The organism is Niallia yueguangensis (assembly GCF_052663115.1).
Genome location: NZ_JBQTCX010000026.1, coordinates 26,128 through 47,002, shown reverse-complemented (window position 1 = coordinate 47,002; position 20,875 = coordinate 26,128). Strand labels below are relative to the sequence as shown.

General features: G+C 35.7%; 20 protein-coding genes and 2 riboswitches. Of the genes, 1 reads left to right on the top strand and 19 read right to left on the bottom strand.

Annotated features, from left to right (window positions below; genetic code table 11):
- Window positions 1–637 precede the first annotated feature (637 nt).
- From ACTYA4_RS18980 to ACTYA4_RS18890, 19 genes are all read right to left on the bottom strand, one after another.
- Window positions 638–2,008: a UDP-N-acetylmuramoyl-tripeptide--D-alanyl-D-alanine ligase gene (locus tag ACTYA4_RS18980; RefSeq protein WP_443482984.1), complete on the bottom strand. Its 1,371-nt coding sequence runs from the start codon at window positions 2,006–2,008 to the stop codon at window positions 638–640.
- Between the two features lie 100 nt (window positions 2,009–2,108).
- A complete protein-coding gene (locus ACTYA4_RS18975; RefSeq protein ID WP_443483024.1) occupies window positions 2,109–3,185 on the bottom strand; it encodes a D-alanine--D-alanine ligase in 1,077 nt (358 codons plus the stop codon).
- 135 nt (window positions 3,186–3,320) lie between these two features.
- A complete protein-coding gene (locus ACTYA4_RS18970; RefSeq protein ID WP_443482985.1) occupies window positions 3,321–4,028 on the bottom strand; it encodes an ATP-binding protein in 708 nt (235 codons plus the stop codon).
- Window positions 4,025–4,507: an ECF transporter S component gene (locus ACTYA4_RS18965; protein WP_443482986.1), complete on the bottom strand. Its 483-nt coding sequence runs from the start codon at window positions 4,505–4,507 to the stop codon at window positions 4,025–4,027. The genes ACTYA4_RS18970 and ACTYA4_RS18965 overlap by 4 nt, the downstream gene beginning before the upstream one ends.
- Window positions 4,488–5,078, bottom strand: a complete 591-nt coding sequence (locus ACTYA4_RS18960) for a cob(I)yrinic acid a,c-diamide adenosyltransferase (RefSeq protein ID WP_443482987.1) — start codon at window positions 5,076–5,078, stop codon at window positions 4,488–4,490. The genes ACTYA4_RS18965 and ACTYA4_RS18960 overlap by 20 nt, the downstream gene beginning before the upstream one ends.
- A gap of 18 nt (window positions 5,079–5,096) precedes the next feature.
- On the bottom strand, window positions 5,097–5,543 hold the full coding sequence (locus tag ACTYA4_RS18955; protein WP_443482988.1) for a bifunctional adenosylcobinamide kinase/adenosylcobinamide-phosphate guanylyltransferase: 447 nt from the start codon (window positions 5,541–5,543) through the stop codon (window positions 5,097–5,099).
- Complete coding sequence (locus ACTYA4_RS18950; RefSeq protein WP_443482989.1) at window positions 5,492–6,118, bottom strand: histidine phosphatase family protein; 627 nt, start codon at window positions 6,116–6,118, stop codon at window positions 5,492–5,494. Before ACTYA4_RS18950 ends, ACTYA4_RS18955 begins: the two co-directional genes overlap by 52 nt.
- Entirely contained in the window at window positions 6,076–6,870 is a 795-nt protein-coding gene (gene cobS / locus ACTYA4_RS18945) for an adenosylcobinamide-GDP ribazoletransferase (RefSeq protein WP_445505841.1), read from the bottom strand. The genes ACTYA4_RS18950 and cobS overlap by 43 nt, the downstream gene beginning before the upstream one ends.
- Before the next feature lie 16 nt (window positions 6,871–6,886).
- A complete protein-coding gene (locus ACTYA4_RS18940; protein ID WP_443482991.1) occupies window positions 6,887–7,453 on the bottom strand; it encodes a bifunctional adenosylcobinamide kinase/adenosylcobinamide-phosphate guanylyltransferase in 567 nt (188 codons plus the stop codon).
- Window positions 7,411–8,511, bottom strand: coding sequence for a threonine-phosphate decarboxylase CobD (cobD, locus tag ACTYA4_RS18935; protein WP_443482992.1), 1,101 nt, complete (start codon window positions 8,509–8,511; stop codon window positions 7,411–7,413). Before cobD ends, ACTYA4_RS18940 begins: the two co-directional genes overlap by 43 nt.
- A complete protein-coding gene (cbiB, locus tag ACTYA4_RS18930; RefSeq protein WP_443482993.1) occupies window positions 8,468–9,451 on the bottom strand; it encodes an adenosylcobinamide-phosphate synthase CbiB in 984 nt (327 codons plus the stop codon). Before cbiB ends, cobD begins: the two co-directional genes overlap by 44 nt.
- Window positions 9,448–10,914 (bottom strand): heme ABC transporter ATP-binding protein, encoded by a 1,467-nt coding sequence (locus ACTYA4_RS18925; RefSeq protein ID WP_443482994.1) that lies wholly within the window; start codon window positions 10,912–10,914, stop codon window positions 9,448–9,450. Before ACTYA4_RS18925 ends, cbiB begins: the two co-directional genes overlap by 4 nt.
- A complete protein-coding gene (locus tag ACTYA4_RS18920; RefSeq protein ID WP_443482995.1) occupies window positions 10,907–11,974 on the bottom strand; it encodes a FecCD family ABC transporter permease in 1,068 nt (355 codons plus the stop codon). Before ACTYA4_RS18920 ends, ACTYA4_RS18925 begins: the two co-directional genes overlap by 8 nt.
- Window positions 11,940–12,899 carry an ABC transporter substrate-binding protein gene (locus ACTYA4_RS18915; RefSeq protein ID WP_443482996.1) on the bottom strand — a complete coding sequence of 320 codons (960 nt, stop codon included), beginning with the start codon at window positions 12,897–12,899 and terminating at the stop codon, window positions 11,940–11,942. Before ACTYA4_RS18915 ends, ACTYA4_RS18920 begins: the two co-directional genes overlap by 35 nt.
- 529 nt (window positions 12,900–13,428) lie before the next feature.
- Window positions 13,429–13,622: riboswitch (cobalamin riboswitch) on the bottom strand.
- A gap of 109 nt (window positions 13,623–13,731) precedes the next feature.
- The gene (gene sfsA, locus ACTYA4_RS18910) at window positions 13,732–14,469 is read right to left on the bottom strand and encodes a DNA/RNA nuclease SfsA (RefSeq protein WP_443482997.1); all 738 of its coding nucleotides are present in this window, start codon (window positions 14,467–14,469) and stop codon (window positions 13,732–13,734) included.
- Between the two features lie 13 nt (window positions 14,470–14,482).
- Window positions 14,483–15,256 (bottom strand): hypothetical protein, encoded by a 774-nt coding sequence (locus ACTYA4_RS18905; RefSeq protein ID WP_443482998.1) that lies wholly within the window; start codon window positions 15,254–15,256, stop codon window positions 14,483–14,485.
- Between the two features lie 742 nt (window positions 15,257–15,998).
- Window positions 15,999–17,330: a 5'-deoxyadenosine deaminase gene (locus ACTYA4_RS18900; protein ID WP_443482999.1), complete on the bottom strand. Its 1,332-nt coding sequence runs from the start codon at window positions 17,328–17,330 to the stop codon at window positions 15,999–16,001.
- Between the two features lie 59 nt (window positions 17,331–17,389).
- A riboswitch (purine riboswitch) is annotated at window positions 17,390–17,489 on the bottom strand.
- 117 nt (window positions 17,490–17,606) lie between these two features.
- Window positions 17,607–18,545 (bottom strand): magnesium transporter CorA family protein, encoded by a 939-nt coding sequence (locus tag ACTYA4_RS18895; protein ID WP_443483000.1) that lies wholly within the window; start codon window positions 18,543–18,545, stop codon window positions 17,607–17,609.
- Between the two features lie 222 nt (window positions 18,546–18,767).
- Window positions 18,768–19,034, bottom strand: coding sequence for a hypothetical protein (locus tag ACTYA4_RS18890; RefSeq protein WP_443483001.1), 267 nt, complete (start codon window positions 19,032–19,034; stop codon window positions 18,768–18,770).
- A 378-nt stretch (window positions 19,035–19,412) separates the two neighbouring features.
- On the opposite strand from ACTYA4_RS18890, the gene ACTYA4_RS18885 reads away from it, so the two are divergent.
- Entirely contained in the window at window positions 19,413–20,579 is a 1,167-nt protein-coding gene (locus tag ACTYA4_RS18885; RefSeq protein ID WP_443483002.1) for an FtsW/RodA/SpoVE family cell cycle protein, read from the top strand.
- Window positions 20,580–20,875 lie beyond the last annotated feature (296 nt).

Sequence of the window (20,875 nt, the reverse complement as noted above, 5' to 3'; positions counted from 1 at the left end):
TATAAATGATTTATTTCGACAATATTCTGCTATTTCTGAAAAAATTGTGAATTTTTCAAAAAGTCTCTTTTCGTATAGATTGTTTTTATTTAATCCGCAGTCTAAATACACTTCGCTTTCCGCGGACGAGTGCCGATCCTCCTCGTCGCTTTGCTGAGGTCACTGAAAAAGTGGATGCTATGAAATATAGATAGTGAAAATCCAAGCACTCAGAGGTTTTCGTTCGGTTTTCCGAGGCTTACCAACATGTTGGTCGTTTTCAAACTCTCTATACCATTTTTATCCTACTAAATATAAGGGTTTTACCTATAATTTATATAATAAAACACCTCTTCAGCGGCCTCGCTTTGCTCCTGTGGGGTCTCGTCTTTCTCGCTTTTCTAAGCAGGAGTCTACGTGTATTCAGACTGCTCAGTGCTTCAGCCATGTTTATTATTTTATTCAAAAAACAACAAACTTTTAGAAAACAGCCTTCAAAAATATAAAATAGGACTTCTATCATAAAAGACGAAGTCCTAAAACTGCTTATAGAGGATGTTCAAAAAGTCACCAAATGAAAAGTGTGAATCTCTTCATTAGTTTCGCTTCTAATTTGTTACTTTTTTTGAACACATACTTATATTAACTATTCAGATCGTTATGATAGTGACTTCACTACCTCTTCTAACCTCATTCCTCTTGAGGCCTTTACTAAGACAACTGTTTCGTTATCGATTATTTTTTTCAACGCTGTAATAAGATCATTTTTTTCCGTAAAACTAACTACATGATTTTCTGGAAGAACGGTTTGTGCACCTTTTGCAATAAATTGACCAAGATTTCCATAAGTAAACACATAATCGATTTCGTCTTTCGGTATGCTTTTTCCTACTTCCTCATGATACGTTTCTTCGTCCGGTCCAAGTTCTAACATATCACCAAGCACCAGTACTTTTTTATTAAATCCTGGGAGGTTTTTCAATACATTTATGGCAGCAAGCATAGAAGTAGGACTGGCATTATACGCATCATTGATTATTTGCACACCATTTTGCCCTGTTACCAATTCCATCCTCATATTAGTTAGTTTTAATGTTTTGAAGCCTTCATCCATGTCTTCAAAAGAAATCATAAAATAATCGGCAACTAACATTGCTGCTAACGCGTTAAGTATATTATGATTTCCGAGAATAGGAAGATTATAGACTTTCTGTGTTTTATTTATGTGGAAGCGACTACCGTTCTCCTTTTGCTGAATGTCAACCGGAAATAAATCATTTTTTTCGCCCATTCCAAATGTTTTTATATCCATTTGTGCGATCTTCGTTAATTTATTTGCAAGCAATGGTTCATCTCCGAAATAAACCACTCTTCCTCCCTGCTTCAACCCATTTATAATTTCTAATTTTGCATCTGTAATTCCTTCACGAGAACCTAAATCAAGAAGATGTGATTCTCCTATATTCGTAATAACGACTACATCCGGCTCTGCCAGCTTGGTTAAAAAGTCAATTTCTCCTTTGCTGCTCATGCCCATTTCAAGAACAGCAATATCTGTATCTTCTTTTAAATTCAAAACGGTCAATGGCAGCCCAAGATGATTATTATAGTTTCCTTCCGTTTTTTGCACCTTATATTTTAAGGAAAGCAGATTTGTTGTGATATCTTTTGTCGACGTTTTCCCGTTGCTCCCTGTAATGCCTACTACTTTTACAGAAAGTTCATTACGATATTTTTTTGCTAGCTGTTGAATACTTTTTAGTGGATCTTCTACATAAAGAAGCGGAAGATGCTTGGGAGGATTCGGAACATCTTTTTGCCAAAAAGAAGCAGCTGCACCTTTTTTAATAGCATCCTCTACAAATTGATGTCCGTCTACTTTTTCTCCTTTAAATGGAACAAATAAATTTCCTTTTTCAATTTTTCTGGAATCAATTGTAATTCCATTAATCACGATATCCTCTGCACCATTTATTTCTTCTTCCATGCCAATCATGTTGGCAATCTGTTTTAACGTACGTTTAATCACCTTAAACCCTCCAATCTATCTTTTTTCAAAATTATGTAAATAGTTAATTACTTAAAAAGGTTTGCATAAATTTCATGCAAACCCTTTATGAATAAGACCATTAAATAGTATACTTAATCGTCTGTTTCTCTTCATGTCTTTCTAGCGCAAGTTCCACAAGCTTTTCAATTAATGCAGAATATTCTACCCCGCTATGCTTCCATAGTAAAGGGAACATGCTGAATGGTGTAAATCCTGGCATTGTATTTACCTCATTAATATAAACCTTACCTTCTTTTGTTAAGAAAAAGTCAGCACGAACTAATCCAGAACAGTCTAATGCTTTAAACGCTCTTATCGCATTTTCTTTAATAGATTGATATTCCTCTTCTGTTATATCTGCTGGAATAATTAACGCTGTATCGCCATCTTCATATTTTGCTTTATAATCATAGAAGTCTTTTTTAGGGACAATTTCTCCAGCAACAGAAACTTCTGGATTGTCATTGCCAAGCACTCCCACTTCTATTTCTCTAGCAGTAACGCCTTCTTCAATAATAATTTTCCGATCAAATTGAAACGCTTCTGCAAATGCAGCATCCAGCTCTTCACGATTCGTACTTTTGCTGATTCCAACGCTTGATCCTAAATTAGCAGGTTTAACAAAACAAGGATAACCTAGTTCCTGCTCCACTTTTTCATATGCTGCTTGTTTATCTTTATTCCAATCATTTCTTATAAATGATGTATATTTAACTTGTGAAAGACCAGCCACTTCAAAGATATTCTTCATGATTACTTTGTCCATCCCAGCTGATGATGCCAATACACCGTTCCCTACATAAGGAAGATTTAATAATTCCAACAATCCTTGCACCGTTCCATCTTCTCCATTTGGTCCGTGCAGCAACGGAAATATTACGTCGAAAGTTCGATCTTCTGATGATTGGAATAAACGAGAAGAAAGTGCAGTTGATTGGATTTCATTCTTTGATTGAAACTCCAATTGCTTCACATTTTCTACAGGTCCTGTTAATTGTTCTCCGCGAATCCATTCACCACTCTCCGATATGTAAATAGGATGAATATCAAATTTATCTGTATTTAAGGCTTTTATAACCGCCATTGCTGTTTGCATACTTACTTTATGTTCAGCAGATTTTCCACCATATAATAAACCAAGCTTTTTCTTCATTATAAGTACCTCCAATTTATCAATACACTTGTTTATTCTACCACTAGATAAGCTTCTTCAAAAGAAGAATACTAAAATGGTAATTTCTTTTCATCTAAATGTAATAATTAAATATGTTTGAGATTAATTTATGCGAAATTAGGCAAACTGGTAGCTTATTTCATGAAAAAACGTTGATGTTATGCTCTGCAGTTCCTCTTCCTCGCATTCCTCATACTCTACAAGAAAACAAGTGGATGGACCAGAGGATTTTTTGATGTCCAATGAACAATCAATCCTTCCTTTTACAGACTCATTTAATAAAACTGACAGTTCATACAAAATCCCTTTCGATCCGACAGGCTGAAGTTTATATTTATTCTTTTTAGCTAATGTATAGAATAGAGATAACGGTGCGATTTTATCTTCTTCTTCCACCACTTCATTTCCAACAAGCGGGCTGCCGATAACCGCTATTTTGCTATTTTGAAAAGAATATTCGTTTTCAGAACTGCTTTTCCCAAGCACGGTAACGCCAACTGCCGACTGCTTTAAGGAGAAATTACTTTCCGTACTTCCAGTAATCGCCAATTCCTCACTTAAGTTCAATTCCACGATGCCTTTATTTATCCCTGCCAAAAGCTTTTGCCACGCATCTTCTCCACTAAAATTTTGCAAAATAACAGAAAAAGGACTTCCTCCTGCTGCGATACATTCCATTACTGCAACACGAAAGGAATAATAAGCTACCGTTTCATAAGAGGCTTGCACTATATCCTCTGCTTTCATCCCAATGGCTCCACAATTGTCAGCGGCAATAATGATGTTTTCCTTTTGATTAAAAGGGACAATTTGAATATCTTTCATAGACGACTTTTTCTCCATAACGAAATGGACTGCAATCTTGGTATTAACACATAAGCAGCAGCTGCATTGATGACTGCCCCTATCAATAAAGATGGAATAATCATTGTGTAGAAACCTTTGTTTATAAGAAAAAGAAAAGGAATCGGTAATATAATACTATTTACTATGATAAACACAGCATAAGCAAAATATTTTTTTCCACTTCTATATATATAAGAAAACAAGCATATCAATAAGGACATTTCAACGCTAATAATAAAATGAAATGGACCAAGTGGGAAACCGATAATCAATGCGGATAATAAATGTCCAACTCCCGCAACAATTCCACCACTGATTCCCCCTAACAGCACACCTGCTATTAAACTTGGAAAACTATCCAAGGCAACACTTCCAACATGTGCGGGGATTTTTATATATGCCCCAACAGCTGATAAAGCAATAAATAATGCCAAAATACTAATTTTCTTTCCGTTCATTCTTTTTTCCTCCTCGAAACACTTTAGCACTTCGTTCATATTCAACATCTGTTACATTGCTGCGATAATTAATCACTCTTGCAAGTGCAAAGAAATAATCGCTTAAACGATTTAAATATTGCAAGGAAAGATCAGAAACGTGCGCATCTACTTTTTTCAAGGAGACTACTAATCGTTCCGCTCTTCTTGTCACCGTTCTTGCAATATGAATGCTGCAGGCAGCTGGTGTTCCACCGGGAAGAATAAATCGTTCTAATGGAGGCGCCTCTTCGATAAATTGGTCAATTCTTTCTTCTAAATATTCGATTGTATTTGCAGTTAACTTTAACGGACGATCTTTCAAAACACTTGCTAAGTCGCCGCCGCAATCAAAGAGCTCATGCTGAATTTTTTCCAAATCACTGATGATATCTTCAAATGCTTTCCCCTGTAATTGTACAACCGCCTGACCAACAAAAGAATTTACTTCATCCACCGTTCCGTACGCTTCGATGCGAATATCATCTTTATCTACTCTGCCGCCAATAATGCTTGTTTGTCCCTTATCACCTGTTTTTGTATAAATACGCATTCATTTCCCTACCTTCCTTTATTTTAGTTGATCATTTAAACCATACCAGACAACATCAACACGATCAGCCATTCTTACCGCTTCTTGATAAATTCTTCCCGTCCAATCACGCCATAGCCTGTCTTCCTTTTTTAGCGGCACAATCCCTTTTGTGATATCACTTCCGATTACAATGACTTGATGATTGTCTCCATCCTTTTCCCAATTAATCAATCGTTTGATTAAGACCTGAAAATAATCAAAAGCCTCCTCCTGAAGCGTCGATAACTTATGTTGAATCAAATATTCAAACCCTTCCAACAATAAAACAGGCCTTTTCATTTCAGTCAATTGTTCTAACACATCTATTCGATCTTTTTCATAAAAGCAAACGATTTCCAAGTCTTCACTATCAATCGGAAGTTGATAAAAGTTTAACGCCCATCTCTTTTTTCCATTAAAGCTGCCTCCTGTAATAAAGTGCATCTTTCTCTCCTCCTAAAACTATCGATATCGTCCCATATCAATGTAAAGCCACTTTCTACTGCTACTGTATAATCAAAAAAACCGTTCTTTTCCTTACCATAGCGATGCAGTAAATAACGGATGACCCCACCATGTGTCATAACTGCTATTTTTTGTTCAGCTTTACTTTGATTAATCAACATTTGCCAGCCTGTTTCAATCCGTTTTGTAAAATCAGGAAAAGATTCGCCGTTAGGAGGAGTAATAGTAAAGGGATGATCGATCCAATTGCGATACGATGTATTTTCTTTTAACTGTTCATACGTTTTCCCTTCCCAATTGCCAAAATTCAGTTCCCGAAAGCAAGAAGACTCTATTATTTCCTGATCAGGAAATAGATAGGACGCACTTTGTTTCGCCCGCAGCAAGTCACTTGAAAACAGCTGATCGTAATGATTGGCATCCAGCCGTTTCGCTTTTAATTGGCAAATCCCTTTTTCGCTCAACGGACTATCCATCCAGCCAATATATGCTTTGTTTTCATTCTCCTTTGTTAAACCATGACGAAATAATGTAATAACCATACGGTTGCCCATAATACTAACTCCGTCCCTTCCACTGCCGCTCCCAACAAATCTCCGGTTAAGCCGCCAAACCATTTCACGATTTTTTTCGCTAAAAAGACGTAGCATACAGCACCGCTAATCATTAACAGCAAAATCTCTAAAAACGCCTCCTGATAAAATAAAAATATGATTCCGAAACATACCGCCACATATCCAAAATAAACTGCCGTAATATTTCCAGTAATCGCCCTTTTGAAAAAAGAACCAAGTCCGTCCTTTTTCGCTTCAGGAACACGAATTAAGATAGTTCCCATTACTATTTTTGAGAAAAAGGGAAGCAACAAAACGAGAAAATACGTTTCAGCTTGAATCCCATTCACTATTTCATAAACAAAAAATAATTTTGTACTTAAAAGCACAATGACAGATAATACGCCAAAAGCTCCAACGCGAGGATCCTTCATAATTTCCAAACGTTTTTCACAATCCTGATAAGAAAAGAACGCATCACTTGCATCCATCCAGCCATCTAAATGAAGTCCGCCTGTAATCACGATCATCAGTATCCAGAGAAAAAAGGAAACAGCGAGAACAGAAAATGGTGTGAAATGAAGCAATCCATATACAAAAAAGCTATAAAGCAAGCCTTGCAGTAAACCTAATAAAGGATACGTGCGGATGCTGCTGCTTACAAACTCTTTTTCCATTGGCAGCGTTTTATTGATGGGTACCGCAGTAAAAAACTGTATATTTAATAAAAATCCTATCCATACTTTTTTCATTAATGTGTACCTTTTGTCATCCTTTCTTTCTTATCGGAATACCACTTTCCACTAAATATGCTTCTGTTGCCATTTGAACAAAGGATTGATGCAGCTTGCCAAGCAATCTACTATAAGTGATGATTAGAGGATTTTGCAGTGCTTCAAATGTCACCTCATTGCTGACAACAATAAAAATGTTGCATCGCTCACTTAATGACAAAACGATTTCTTCTATCTTCTGCTGCAATTCCATAAGTACATCATCGTTCCAGGTCTGTTGTTCTTGCTGAAAAAGTTCGTTGCCTACTAATGTTGTTAAGCAATCAAATAAAACAACATCCTTCTTGCTAAAATGGGGCAGCAATTCTTGTAAGTTAGTCGGCTGCTCCCATGTAGTCCATTGTTGTTTTTGATTTTTCCGGATTTTTTGATGACGTTCGACTCGCTCTCTCATTTCATCATCCGTTACGACACCTGTTGCTAAATAGTGAAGCCGAAGCTTGTAGTTTTTTGCATAATGTAAGGCTAAATTTTCTGCAAAGGATGTTTTGCCGCTTCTTACTCCACCAGTGACAAAAATAAAGGTCGGTTGTTGATCCATTTTTTGATAACTCCTTGCAAGTGCTCATTTTCCTGTTTATTTTTAATGGCAAATCGCAGCCATTTACCGTCTAAACCAGGATAATTATATGTATGTCGTGCAACAATGCCTTCTTTTAATAAAAACTGAAAAAACTCCTTTTGCTCATCGAAATTAGGATCTTTTAATAAATAAAAGTTAGCATGTGATTCTGTCATCTGAAATCCAATTTTTTTATAAAATGCGCACAGTTTTTGTTTTTCCGTTTCAATAAATTGGATCGTATCCGCTACAAAATCCTCTTCCGCTAATAACAGTTCCCCAGCATGTAATGCAATGTTATTGACACTCCAATGCGTTTGCAAGGAAGCAAGCTTTTTAATCATCTGTTCATGCGCCATGATGTATCCTAAACGAATTCCTGGAATGCTGAACATTTTCGTCATCGATCTTAAGATTAACAAGTTAGGATAATGCTTTAATTCAGGCGCCATTTTTTCATAATCTTTTACAAAATCATAAAATGCTTCATCTAAAATAAGCAAGCAATCATATTTTTTGCAAACATCTAATAAACGAAGAAGCTCTTTTTTTTCATAATAAATGCCTGTTGGATTATTCGGGTTGCATAAAAAAACAGCCTTTACGTTTTTTAATGATGCTTCCATGTCTTCTATTTGCAATAGCCAGTCTTTATCGTTCACCATATGATAATTCACTTCGCAGTTATTTACTTTACACGCTTGTTCATACTCGGAAAAAGTCGGCTGAATAAGCAGTACCTTTTCCCCTGTCAACATTCTTCCAATTAAAGAAATAAGTTCTGCGGCACCGTTTCCAAGCAATAGCTGATTTCCTTTTATATTTTCTATGTCAGCAATATTCTTAATCAACATCCTCCCTTTTGGATCGGGATAGTAATGGATGGTATTATACAAGCTGGCCCATTTCTGCTGCAAAACAGCAGGAGGCCCTAATGGATTAATATTGGCACTAAAATCAATTATTTGTTGTGGAGGCGTTATATCCATTTGTTCATATAAATAATGTGGATTCGCTCCATGTGATGGCAAATTCAATCAAAAAACCTCCAATCCATAAAAATAAGAGAAAGAAACAAGTCGCTTTCGTTAATATAGTATTGCTAAGGATAATATGCTCTTTATCCAGTTCTGCTTTTGGTTGTCCCATTTTGGCACGGTTGGAAATTTCTCCTTTATAATAATTGATGCCTCCTAACTGCACACCTAATAAAATGGCAGTTGCTGATTCGCCCCAGCCACTGTTTGGCGAAGGATGTTTTTTTGCATCTGCAAACAATGTCTGCCACCCTTCCTTAAATGTATAAAAGGGAGAGCGTAGAATAAGAAGCAATAAGCATGCGGTGATTCGACTAGGGAGAAGATTTACGAGATCATCTAACTTTGCTGAAAAATAGCCGAATTGCTCATACTTTTTATTTTTATAGCCGACCATAGAGTCACATGTATTAATAGCACGATAAACAAGACTTAGAGGAGCACCGCCTATAAAAGCCCAAAATAAGGGAGCAGTAACCCCGTCACTAGTGTTTTCTGCCACTGTTTCAACCGTTCCGCGAACAATTTCCTTTTCCGTTAATGTTTCTGTATCTCTTCCAACAATGTAAGAAAGTTTTAGACGTGCTTTTTGTAAATCATTTTTTTTCAAAGGTTTGTATACATCAAGTGCTGCTTCTTTTAAGCTTTTTTGTGCGATAGTAGTAGCTATCAAACAACTTTCCACTAGGATTCCTATACTAAAATGAATACGATAACTTGTATATACAATAAAAAACGCTATTATATACGTGATTCCTAATACAACAAGCAGCATGTATAATCCTTTTTGTTTGCGATTATTCCCTTTATTCCATTTCTTTTCTAATACTGAGATTAACATCCCCATCCATTTGACTGGATGTGGCCAGTTTGGTGGATCGCCAATTATTTTATCGATAATAATCGCAATTGTTATGCTGATTAGATGATAAAGCATCATGATTGTAACCTGCCATTTCTTTTATTTAATGCCTCTGCTAAACATTCCGCTACACCGGTTGCAATCAATTTTCCTAATAGCGTTATCGTTCCCGCAAACTCTATCTCTGTACCTTCTTGGGTTGCTGCTACTAACATACTGTCTGTTGACGTTCCCGTTGCAATCGTTTCCGTTATCGGGTCGACCACTTGCAAATCACGAAGTACACTTGCTTTTGCTTCTGTTGCGGTCATAATACTTTGAATATATGCTTGGTCTGACAGCTTTCCATTAATAAAAATCCATATATTTATCGTACCTGGATTAAAGTAAGAGAAATGTTCCTTGCTTCTTGCCGCATCGACGGCATTACCAACACCTGCTGTGATCACAATAAAAACAGAAAAATTATCTTCTTTATAAGTTCTATAAGCAACATCTTCTACATAAACAGCCGTCATCATGCTTACGGTTTTTTCAGGGATAAAATCATGTTTAAGCAAATAATTTTTCATTTCTTGCTGATAATCATCACACTGATAATTTTTATTGACATGTCTATTTACAAAATGGGAGTACCAGCCTATTCCAGCACCTGTCACCCCTGATGAAATCGTTTTTAACGATTTAGGAGATGCTAAAGCAACATGTTGTGATGAAAGCTGCAAATATTGTTCATCTATTATCACAGCGCTGCTACCTTCCATTTTTTCAGGAGAAAGGACGATTTGTGGTGCAGCAGTTTGTGGATGAGGCGTTCGTTTTACTTTTGTTTTGTATACCTTCTTAATAGCTGCTTCTTGGAGAACCTCTGCTGGAATAGAATCTGCTTCGATTCTGCCATCATGAAGCAGCAAAAGACGATCACAATATAAACCTGCTAAATTCAAATCATGAAAAATACTAATGATTGTTAATCCTTTTTCACGACTCCATTGCTTCAAATTATCCAACAACTCTTTTTGATAAGATAAATCAAGATGATTTGTCGGTTCATCCAATAATAAGATTTCAGGCTCTTGAGCCAAGCTTTGCGCTAAATACACCCTTTGTCTTTCCCCGCCGGATAATGTTTGAATCGATGCATCCTGCAAATGGGCTACACCTGTTAATCCCATTGCCTCTTGCACGATTGCTTCATCTTCCTGGCTCCAAGACTGCAGCCAATTTCGCTGGTAGGCATATCTTCCAAGTGATACTATTTCTTTTACCTGATAGGAAAAAGACTCTTCTGCATGTTGGGAGAGAACTGCTACTACTTTCGCCAATTCTTTCTGTGTATAAGCTTCCATGCTTTTATGTTTTATGAAAATTTCGCCTTTTTCCCTTTTAAGTATTCCACTAATCAGCTTGAGCAGCGTTGTCTTGCCACTGCCATTTGGGCCTAATATGCCTAGAAGCTCTCCTTTTTTTACGGAAAAGGAAAGATTAGAAAAAATGGTCCGGCCAGAGTATTGAAAGGAGATATTATTTACTTTAAGCATTCTTTTTGCTCCTTCCTTTTCGACGCTTTAATAATATCACCGCAAATATTGGTGCACCGATTAACGCCGTTATTACACCAATTGGCAGCTCTGTTGGAGAAATAATCGTTCTAGCAACTAAATCAGCTAGAATAAGGAAGCTGCTTCCTATTAGCATCGATAGTCCTAGCAAATATTTGTGATCCGGTCCGACTAATATTCTAACTACATGAGGTATTACTAACCCAACAAACCCTATCGTTCCGGAAACAGCTACCGCTGCACCAGTTAAAATCGAGCCCGCCAGCAAAATAAGGATTTTTCTTGTTTGAACATTTACACCTATATGCTGTGCCCGTTCTTCTCCAAAGGCTAGTGCATTTAATTCTTTTCCTTGCAGAAGCAATATACCTGATCCAATGATAAAAAACGGGAGAATAATTTTAATATAGACCCATCCTCTCATGGAAACACTGCCAAGAAGCCAGCCAATGATTTGTCTTAATTCATCTCCAGTTAAAGCAATCATTAAAGAAATAAACGCACTTAAAAAAGAACTGAAAATAACTCCTGTAAGGATAATCGTTTCCACTCGCATCATTTTGTCCATTTTTTGAGCAAAAAGCAGCACACAAAAAATGGTAACAAAGGAACAAAGGATACTTAATAAAGGAAGCGTAAAGCTCCCAATAAACGGGATGCTTACTTGAAAAAACAAGGTGATAACAGCTCCTACAGATGCACCTGACGAAACCCCAAGCGTATATGGATCCGCGAGTGGATTCCTTAACAATCCTTGAAATGCAGCACCTGCTATGGAAAGACATGCACCAACGAGCCCTGCAAGAAGCACACGAGGCAAGCGAATATTTTGAACAATATTAACATACATTGGATCTATATGAGTTAGAAAATCTCCAGGAAGGATCATACTAACAAGTATTTTTATTACGTCTATAACAGGAATGGACACTGTTCCAACCGATATGGCTATAATAATAGAAAAGAAGAGAAAAAAAGCGGCATATAAATAAGCCGCTCCTTTTTTATTTAAATACATCTGGATATACTGCTTTTGCAAATTCTTCTACCCCTTTTACTAAGCGAGGACCAGAACGAGTAACTGTATCAGAGTCTACATCTGCTACTGATTTATTCTTTACAGCAGTGATATCTTGCCAGCCCTTGCGTTTAGAGATTGTTTCAGCAGGATTTTCTGTTGCATAAATGCCATAAGTAGTAATAATTACATCTGGATTTGCTTTGATGATTTCTTCTTGATCTACTTGAATCCAACCTTCTTCTGTTACAACATTTTTTGCATTAATTGTATCTAGCATTTCTTGCATAAATGTATTTTTTCCTGTTGTATAAATACTAGGTTCACCGCTAATTTCAATGTAAATAGATTTTTTATCCTTATCTGCAATTTTAGCTGCTTTATTTTTTATTTCAGCGATTTTATTTTTCATTTCTGCGATAACTTTTTCTGCTGCTTGTGTTTCTCCAGTAGCTTTCCCAATCATTGCAATACTATCATAAACACCTTCAAAGTTTGCTGCATCATTTACAACGATGACATCAATGCCGGCATCACGCAATTGTTGTAATCCTTCTTTTGAATTATGTGCACCAGAAGCATGTGCTAATACAACATCTGGTTTTAAAGAAATAATTTTTTCGACATTAAAATTAGAATCTCCAATTTTTTCAATTTTCGCAGTTTCTGGCGGATAATTATCATAATTAGAAACGCCAACCATCTCTTTTCCTAATCCTAAAGCGAAAGCAATTTCCGTGTTGCTTGGAATTAAAGAGACAATTTTTTCTGGCTTTTTATCTACTACAACTTCTTCATCTAGTGCATCTTTAATGGTAACTGGAAAAGAAACTGCATCTGTTTTTTTAGTATCTGCTGCATTATCTCCCTTTTTTGTTTCTCCACATCCAGCAAGCACGCCGACAGCCAAAAGAAGTGCAAAAATATAAGTATAAAGCTTTTTCATTCATCTTCCATCCTTTTCAAATAATAATTGATAGGCTCTGTTAAATTTCAGTGTTGATTTATAATGGTCAGGAAATTCACTCGCTTTCCGCGGACGAACTAGCAAGCCTCCTCACTCGTACCTAACTGCGGGGTCTTGCCAGCCCGTTTTTCCGCAGGAGTCTCGCAAATTTCCTTCCAAAATCAACATTATTCGTTTAACACAGCCAGTTGATAAATAAAGACTGTTTTCTAAAAGTTTGTTGTTTTTGAATAAAATAATAAACATGGTTGAAGTACTGAGCAGTCTGAATACACGTAGACTCCTGCGGGAAAAGCGAGAAAGACGAGACCCCACAGGAGCGTAGCGACGAGGAGGCTCGGCACTCGTCCGCGGAAAGCGAAGTGTATTCAGGCTGCGGGTTAAATAACAACAATCTATACGAAAACAGCCAACAACAAAAAACATCTCTACAGACTAAATAGAGATGTTGAGATAACTTTAAATGGATTCAAAGCATACTCCACACCTTCCTATCCTCGTAGGTTTTACAGGTGTATAGAAAATGGCAGGTCTCCTGACTTATGATTTTTGCTCCCTGAACCTTCCCGTATCATACAGTGGTTATCTCAGTTCACAATCATTTACAGTGGCGGGACCGTGTTGGAATTTCACCAACTTCCCTTTTAAGTCTCTCATTAGATGGATTTTTCATACGGTTACATCAGTTTACATACTGCCCTAAATAATTGATGTATGTCCATTTCAATATCCTCTCTAATAAAGACACCAATTTTCTAACTATTTCATTTTTCATCACGTTTGATTATACACTAAACAACACGAAATTTGTCTAGTTATCATAAATGTTTTTCGAGATAACAGGAACAGCACTATTTAATGCAATATCTTGTGTCGAGAGTTTACAGTTGTAGCCGATCAACATTACCCCTGCATTCTCTGCTTCTATTAAAGCCTCCGCAAATTTTTTATCAATGTGAGGAGCAGATGTTATTCTTTCTACATCTTCTCGTTGGGCTATAAATAAAATCGCTGTATGAATGTTCTCTTCTTGTGCTATCTTTGTTATTTCTTTCACGTGCTTCGTACCTCTTGCGGTAATTGCATCTGGAAACATTCCAATCCCATTTTCCGCCAAAGTTACACTTTTGACCTCAAGAAGCAGAGATGTACCGTTATAATGCTCCAATAAAAAATCCCAGCGTGAATGTCCATATGTGTATTCGGACTTTATCCATTTATAATCAATTAGCTCTGGAATAATGGATTGTTTCACCATTTTATCAACAAGCATATTTGGAAACGTAGTATTAATGGAAACCAGTCCTTCTTTTGCCTCGACTAAAACTGCTGTCCACTTTGTTTTGCGGTTTGGATTTGTACTTGGTAATACGTAAATTCCAACCCCTTCTATTAATAACTCCTTTAATCTCCCTGGATCGGCTAAATGCACCACTTCTACTGAATGAGTAGTTTGTGAATAACAATGCAAAATAAAACGATTCGGTCTACTGATAAATGTCATTCTTGTCAAAGGGCTTGGAAATTTAACTGAAACGCTTTTTTTCATTAAGCTCACCATACTAAAGAATATCTACTTGCCATTCTTTTGTTTTTTTATCAAAAATAAGTTTTGCATCACAAGCTTGTGTGCTCTTTTTTTCATAATCTTCATACATGCTATCCATGTTAGAAAAATCTTCAATCACCCAAATTGGAATTTCAAGACGAAAACGATTTTGCACTGTTTTCTGTATAGAAAGAACCATCCCTTCTTTCATTAAATCTTTCAATATGGTGATTGTTTGTTTATCTATTGGTGGATAGGTTCTTTTTTTCCTTATTCCAAACAATGTTTTCTCTAATTTCAAATGGGATAATTTGCTTGTTATCACTTCACAGAACAAATAGTAAAACACATCTAATTTTTTATAGTATGTTTTATTAAACCATCCATCATCATGGGCTAAATAAACAAACTGATTGTTTAGCTGCTGATAAAACGGTGCTTTTAAATGATCTTTTATATGCCCAAGATAAAGAAGCTCCGCAATGGTCTGCCCTTCTAATATATCCAAAACCTCTGTTTCTTCAAAATCTATCCAAGAAAAATCGCCGTAGCCGTACACATCATCTTTTACTAACTTTGAAAGTTTATGTTTTGGAACATATTCAAGCATCGTATGAGAATGAAACTCTCCTTCCTCGAACTGATGCTTTAATAATAATATTGAAGGAATCGATTCCCCTAAAAACTGATAAAACTCGTGAAATTCAATTCCATAGGAAAGAACAAAACGATCCTTTTCATGTAAATGAATATAAATAACATCACGAATATCATGATTTTTTTTCATAAAGTACCCCCCAACCTTTATAGCAAGTGATAAGAAAAGCGGAAGCGCCTCAACATCAACACTCATACATCCTGCATGCACTTCGCAGTTAGACACTAGTCTAAACTTCATTCTTTCTTAACTTTGGCTCTGTTAAACTTGTCTGTTGATTGCAGCGAGAGGCATTCGCTTCAATCAACAATTAGCTTTAACACAGCCTAACTTTAAAAAGTAGTCTCTTCTTTCTTGATTCCATGTAGGCTTATTTCTTATACGCTTCATAGTATTGACGATACTTCAAAAAACAGGAGGATTAAGGGAGCCTTCCCTAGTTATTTTTTGAAGCATCCTCTCAATAAGCCGAAAATTTTCCTACTATGATACATAGTATAAGAAGGACATTTGTTCTCCATCTTAGTTTATCAAAAAGAGAAGAAAATAACTTATTACAAATTTGTTTCAAAAGTAATATTTATTTTACAAATTAAAAAGAACAAAACACCATGTATCGAACATGTCGTTCTGTTCTTTTTTGCAAACAGCATGATATTAAATATTGGCTGTTTTCTCAAAATTTGTTGTTTTTCAAATGAAAAAATGGAGATGAAGTACTCAGCAGACTTAATACACGTAGACTCCTGTGGGAATGCGAGAAAGACGAGACCCCACAGGAGCGTATGCGACGAGGAGGCTCGACGCTCGCTAAACGGACGAAGTGTATTCAGGCTGCGCGTTTAAAAGCAACAATCTTTACGAAAACAGTCTAAATATTTGTCCGTTTTAATAGCCTTTTAATACTTGTATTAGATTCTCTTAACACAATTTCTTTATCTAATGTTTTCATGATTTTATTTTCCATCACAATTTTTCCATCAATAATTGTTGTTTCGACATCTGCACGTGTTGCGGAGTAGACAATTCTTGAAATAGGATCAACATCATAAGAAGGAAACGTATGAAAATTGTAAAGGTTTAATATCGCTAAATCTGCTCTTTTGCCCACTTCAATACTGCCAATCTCCTTTTCCATGCCAACTGCTTTTGCTCCTCCAATTGTCGCCATACGAAATACGGTTCTCGCATCCATGGCAGTTGGTCCATGCAGCGGTTTTTGAATCAGTGCTGCCAATCTCATTTCATTAAACATATCTAAATTATTATTGCATGGTGCACCGTCCGCCCCTAAGCTGACAGAAGCATGATCGCAAAGTAGATGATGCGTTTCTGCAATTCCAGAAGCAAGCTTTAAATTAGATCCAGGACAATGGCTGACATGAACGCCTTTTTCCTTTATGATTCTTTTTTCTTCTTCATTAAGCCAAATACAATGAGCCAAAATTAATCGATCGTTTGCTAAACCTAGATGATCCAAATAAACCACATTTCGCATGCCCGTTTCTTCTTCAACGATGTGGATTTCTCCCAAATTTTCAGAAGCATGTGTGTGCACTCTTACATTATAGTGATCCGAAAGGGTTTTAACTTCTTTTAATAATGTTTCCGTACAAGAAACAACAAATCTTGGCGAAAAAGCGTATTGTATTCTCCCATCGTCATACTGATGCCATTTCTCTAATAAATCCACACTTTGCTGAATGGACTCTGCTGTTTTTTCCTGAAGAGGCAATGGGACTTGGTCTCCTTTATCCATCATTACTTTCCCAGAAACTGCCCGAATTCCACTTTCTGCAATGGCTTGAAAAGCATAATCTGTATGATGAACGGTTTCCATATCGACGATTGTTGTCGTACCACTTTCGATCAGTTCCCCTATTCCTAACATGGCAGAATAATAAATCGACTCTTCATCATGAGCTGCTTCTAACGGCCATATTCGTTTGCGCAGCCAATCCATTAACTCCAAATCGTCAGCTTTCCCACGAAACAAGGTTTGACATAAATGAATATGTGTTTGTACAAAACCAGGAATGACGGTTTTATTTGTAGCATCAATTATCTTATCTGCCTCTGTTTCCTTCAGATTCTCCCCAATTTCCTTAATAATATTGTTTTCAATTAATATATCTCCTGTTACTATTTCCTCCGATTGGTTCATCGTAACAATTTGCGCGTTTTTAATTAAAATATTCGTCATATTGCTCCCCCTTTTGCATGTTCTTTCCCACAAAAAAAGCCACGAAAAAAACATGCATTATCCATGCACATTTTTTTCGTAGCTAGAAATTTACGGTTTCTAAGTAGAGACCCTTAAACCAATTTTTAAGGATATACGAATTAGTTATATACGGTATACATTTATTTTAATGTAATTACAAAAAGCTTCAACAATATTGTCAGAAAATATTACAAAGTATTTTTCCAGAAACTTTTTACAACCGTACTAATCAGTAAATTTATCCATGTCCTTCTGTTAGAAAAACTTTTTCTTCCAAAAAATAATCGCTGTTGTGGTTGATAAAAAAATAGCAACGAGAAGAATAAAGAAAAAAGCATAAGGATAATCTTGAAAAGGCAACCCGACGTTCATGCCATAAAAGCTAGAAACCATCGTAGGGAATGCAAAGATAACTGTAATAGAAGCTAGAAGCTTCATGACAATATTGACATTATTCGAAATAACCGATGCGAAGACATCCATCATTCCATTTAAAATAATCGTGTAGGTATCAGCCATTTCCATTGCCTGTGTATTTTCGATCATAACATCTTCCAACAAGTCTCGATCTTCTTCGTACATTTTTAAATAATTTAAACGAAGTATTTTTTCAAGTACAGCTTTGTTTGATTTTAAAGAGGTACTGAAATAAACTAAACTTTTTTGCAAAGCCAAAAGAGCATAAATTTCTTTATTTTTCATGGACTGATGAAGTTCTTTCTCAATCTCGTCCGTTTTCTTGTTAATCTGTTTCAAATACCTTAAGTAATACGTAGAAATGGCATAAAGAATTTGTAAAGAAAACCTTGTTCTTTTGAAAGAATAAAATCCCTTGACTTTATTTTGTTTAAAACTTTCTAAGATAGGGGTTTCCTTCAAAGAAATGGTAATAAAACAATTATTGGAAATAATCATTCCAATCGGAATCGTTTCATAAATAGGAAAGCCTGCTTCATCGTGTGTAATGTACGGATAATCTACAATAATCAATATATTGTTATCCTCTGTTTCGATTCGGGACCTTTCTTCATCGTCGAGAGCGTCTTTCATAAACTCAACTGGTATATTTAAATGATTTGTGACATGATCAATTTCTTCTGTTGTAGGATTAATCAGATTAATCCAACACCCTTTAGAAATTTCGTTTACTTCTTGAAGTTTTCCAGTTGAATCCGTTAAATACATTTCTAACATGGTTTACCCTCCTCATTTAAATAGAGGAAGACTTATTACCTTTTAAGGAGTTAATATTCCTCGATAACTTATATTCCCTTCCGTAAAATGCAATTTTGACTTCCTCCGAAATATTTACTGGTTCAGGTTCAAGAGAACCGAAGCTACTCAAAATATCAACTCCTTTTGCTTTAGTTTCATATAAAAAGGAAACTTCTCATGATAAATATACTTAATTCCTGTTTATGCGTTTTTCCTCATTCGAGTATTTAACACATCTTCGATTTCTTGTATGAGAAGCTCAAGGGTTTCCTCTGAAAAATGAGCATCCATAACTTCTTGTTGATGTAAAACATATATGGGCTCTTCTTCTTTCATTTTTTGCTCATAATGAGTGGAAGCAAATACAGACCATTCTCCATCTAACCAAATAGCAAGCTGATCAAATTTTCCTTCCCACAAAATTTCCCGAAATACTTCCTTTTCCTGTAATTCGAGATCTATGTCCATTTATCCCCCTCCAAATAAGAGTGCCATGATTATTATACAGTTAAATGTTTAGGATTTCTATTCCTCTTATTTAAAATATAATAACTGTATCATATGACTTATTCATACTTATCCTTGCTTTATAAAAGTTAAATATACAGGTTTTCCTTTATAAACCATAAATGATATCTTTTCTTTATTTATATATTTTGGCATTGCAAAAGTCTTTCTTGCGAATTTACTGTAGGACAAAGAGAGGATTCTATGTTAACTATTTTATTTAATGAAAATAGCTTGCATAGAATCTCTCTTTTTTTATATTAATGGAAACAAATATAGAGAAATTGTCGTCTATATAAGTGTGTGTTCAAAAAGGCAACAAATTAAGGAGTTTATAAAATGAATGATAGACGTAATAGTTTTTCAGATAAATTTGATTGGTCGCTTTGCTTTCTGCTATTGGTATTTTGTTTATTAAGCTGTTTTTCCATCTATAGTGCACAAAAGGCAGGCGAATCGTATTTAACATCCCAAATTTTCTGGTATATCGTTGGTTCTTGTGCCATTGCAGTATGTATGTATTTCGATAATGAACAATTTAGAAAACTAACATGGATTTTATATGGAACTGGCATTTTCCTTTTAATAGGACTTCTTGTGATGCCTGACACTGACTTCACACCGGTAATTAAAGGTGCCCAAAGCTGGTATGTTATTGAAGGAATCGGCAGTATACAGCCTTCAGAGTACATGAAAGTTTTTTTTATTTTGGCATTATCAAAAATCATGTTTGACCATCATGAAAAAACAATTTATCCATCTGTTAAAACAGATTTTATGTTATTAGGAAAAATGATATTAGTTTCCATCCTCCCTCTTGGATTAGTCATTAAGCAAGATTTAGGAACAACGCTTGTATTAATGGCCATCCTAGTCGGAATGATATTAGTGTCAGGAATTACATGGAAAATTATTATCCCTTTATACGGAACTGTTATTACATTTGCTTCAACCGTCCTCTACTTAGCCATTTATGAAAGAGCGTTTATCATAAAATATTTGGACATTGACGACTACCAATTTAAACGAATTAACTCTTGGTTAGATCCTTTCGAAGCGGGTGATGATGGATTACAGCTCGTCAAATCGTTGCGGGCGATCGGTTCCGGCTTAGTATCAGGAAAAGGAATTGGGAATACTGGTGTATATATCCCAGAAAGGCATACCGATTTTGTGTTTACCATAATTGGAGAAGAATATGGATTTATTGGCGGAAGTATAGTAATTAGCCTTTATTTCGTTTTAATATATCATCTAATAAGAACTGCTTTTTCGGCAAATGATTCCTACAGCATTTATATTTGTGTCGGCATTATCAGCATGATTACATTCCATGTATTCGAAAACATCGGCATGACGATTCAATTACTGCCAATAACAGGAATCCCGCTTCCCTTTATTAGTTATGGCGGAAGCTCCCTTATGACTAATATGCTGGCAATGGGATTAATCTTTAGCATCCGGTACCATCATAAATCATATATGTTTTCATCTCCTTCATTTTAAAAAACAAGAGAGTGAGAAAGTTCACAGCATGACTTTTTCTCTTCTTGTTTTTTTATTGCCGATTATTTTTTCAGTCTTTCAGCCATCTGTAGCTTTTCTGCTTCTAGCAAAAATAAAATTGATTTTCTATAAATAGAAAGTAGTTTTTTATCAAATAATGAAGAGGATGAATTATTATCCTAAAATCGTTCGTTTACAGAAGAAAAAGGGGAGGTATTATCAATAAATACGTTTATTTATCATTCATCTAAAGGTTTTATTTTATTATTTCTGCTATAGAAGATGAATTTGACTAT

What these genes read in the sequence shown, in the direction of transcription:
- sfsA (WP_443482997.1), bottom strand. Translation starts at nt 14,469, where the DNA reads ATGAAAAAAAGCGTTTCAGTTAAATTTCCAAGCCCTTTGACAAGAATG.
- ACTYA4_RS18965 (WP_443482986.1), bottom strand. Translation starts at nt 4,507, where the DNA reads ATGAACGGAAAGAAAATTAGTATTTTGGCATTATTTATTGCTTTATCA.
- ACTYA4_RS18960 (WP_443482987.1), bottom strand. Translation starts at nt 5,078, where the DNA reads ATGCGTATTTATACAAAAACAGGTGATAAGGGACAAACAAGCATTATT.
- cobS (WP_445505841.1), bottom strand. Translation starts at nt 6,870, where the DNA reads ATGAAAAAAGTATGGATAGGATTTTTATTAAATATACAGTTTTTTACT.
- cbiB (WP_443482993.1), bottom strand. Translation starts at nt 9,451, where the DNA reads ATGATGCTTTATCATCTAATCAGCATAACAATTGCGATTATTATCGAT.
- ACTYA4_RS18885 (WP_443483002.1), top strand. Translation starts at nt 19,413, where the DNA reads ATGAATGATAGACGTAATAGTTTTTCAGATAAATTTGATTGGTCGCTT.
- ACTYA4_RS18900 (WP_443482999.1), bottom strand. Translation starts at nt 17,330, where the DNA reads ATGACGAATATTTTAATTAAAAACGCGCAAATTGTTACGATGAACCAA.
- ACTYA4_RS18925 (WP_443482994.1), bottom strand. Translation starts at nt 10,914, where the DNA reads ATGCTTAAAGTAAATAATATCTCCTTTCAATACTCTGGCCGGACCATT.
- ACTYA4_RS18905 (WP_443482998.1), bottom strand. Translation starts at nt 15,256, where the DNA reads ATGAAAAAAAATCATGATATTCGTGATGTTATTTATATTCATTTACAT.
- ACTYA4_RS18955 (WP_443482988.1), bottom strand. Translation starts at nt 5,543, where the DNA reads ATGCACTTTATTACAGGAGGCAGCTTTAATGGAAAAAAGAGATGGGCG.
- ACTYA4_RS18970 (WP_443482985.1), bottom strand. Translation starts at nt 4,028, where the DNA reads ATGAAAGATATTCAAATTGTCCCTTTTAATCAAAAGGAAAACATCATT.
- ACTYA4_RS18950 (WP_443482989.1), bottom strand. Translation starts at nt 6,118, where the DNA reads ATGGGCAACCGTATGGTTATTACATTATTTCGTCATGGTTTAACAAAG.
- ACTYA4_RS18895 (WP_443483000.1), bottom strand. Translation starts at nt 18,545, where the DNA reads ATGTTAGAAATGTATTTAACGGATTCAACTGGAAAACTTCAAGAAGTA.
- ACTYA4_RS18890 (WP_443483001.1), bottom strand. Translation starts at nt 19,034, where the DNA reads ATGGACATAGATCTCGAATTACAGGAAAAGGAAGTATTTCGGGAAATT.
- ACTYA4_RS18915 (WP_443482996.1), bottom strand. Translation starts at nt 12,899, where the DNA reads ATGAAAAAGCTTTATACTTATATTTTTGCACTTCTTTTGGCTGTCGGC.
- ACTYA4_RS18940 (WP_443482991.1), bottom strand. Translation starts at nt 7,453, where the DNA reads ATGGATCAACAACCGACCTTTATTTTTGTCACTGGTGGAGTAAGAAGC.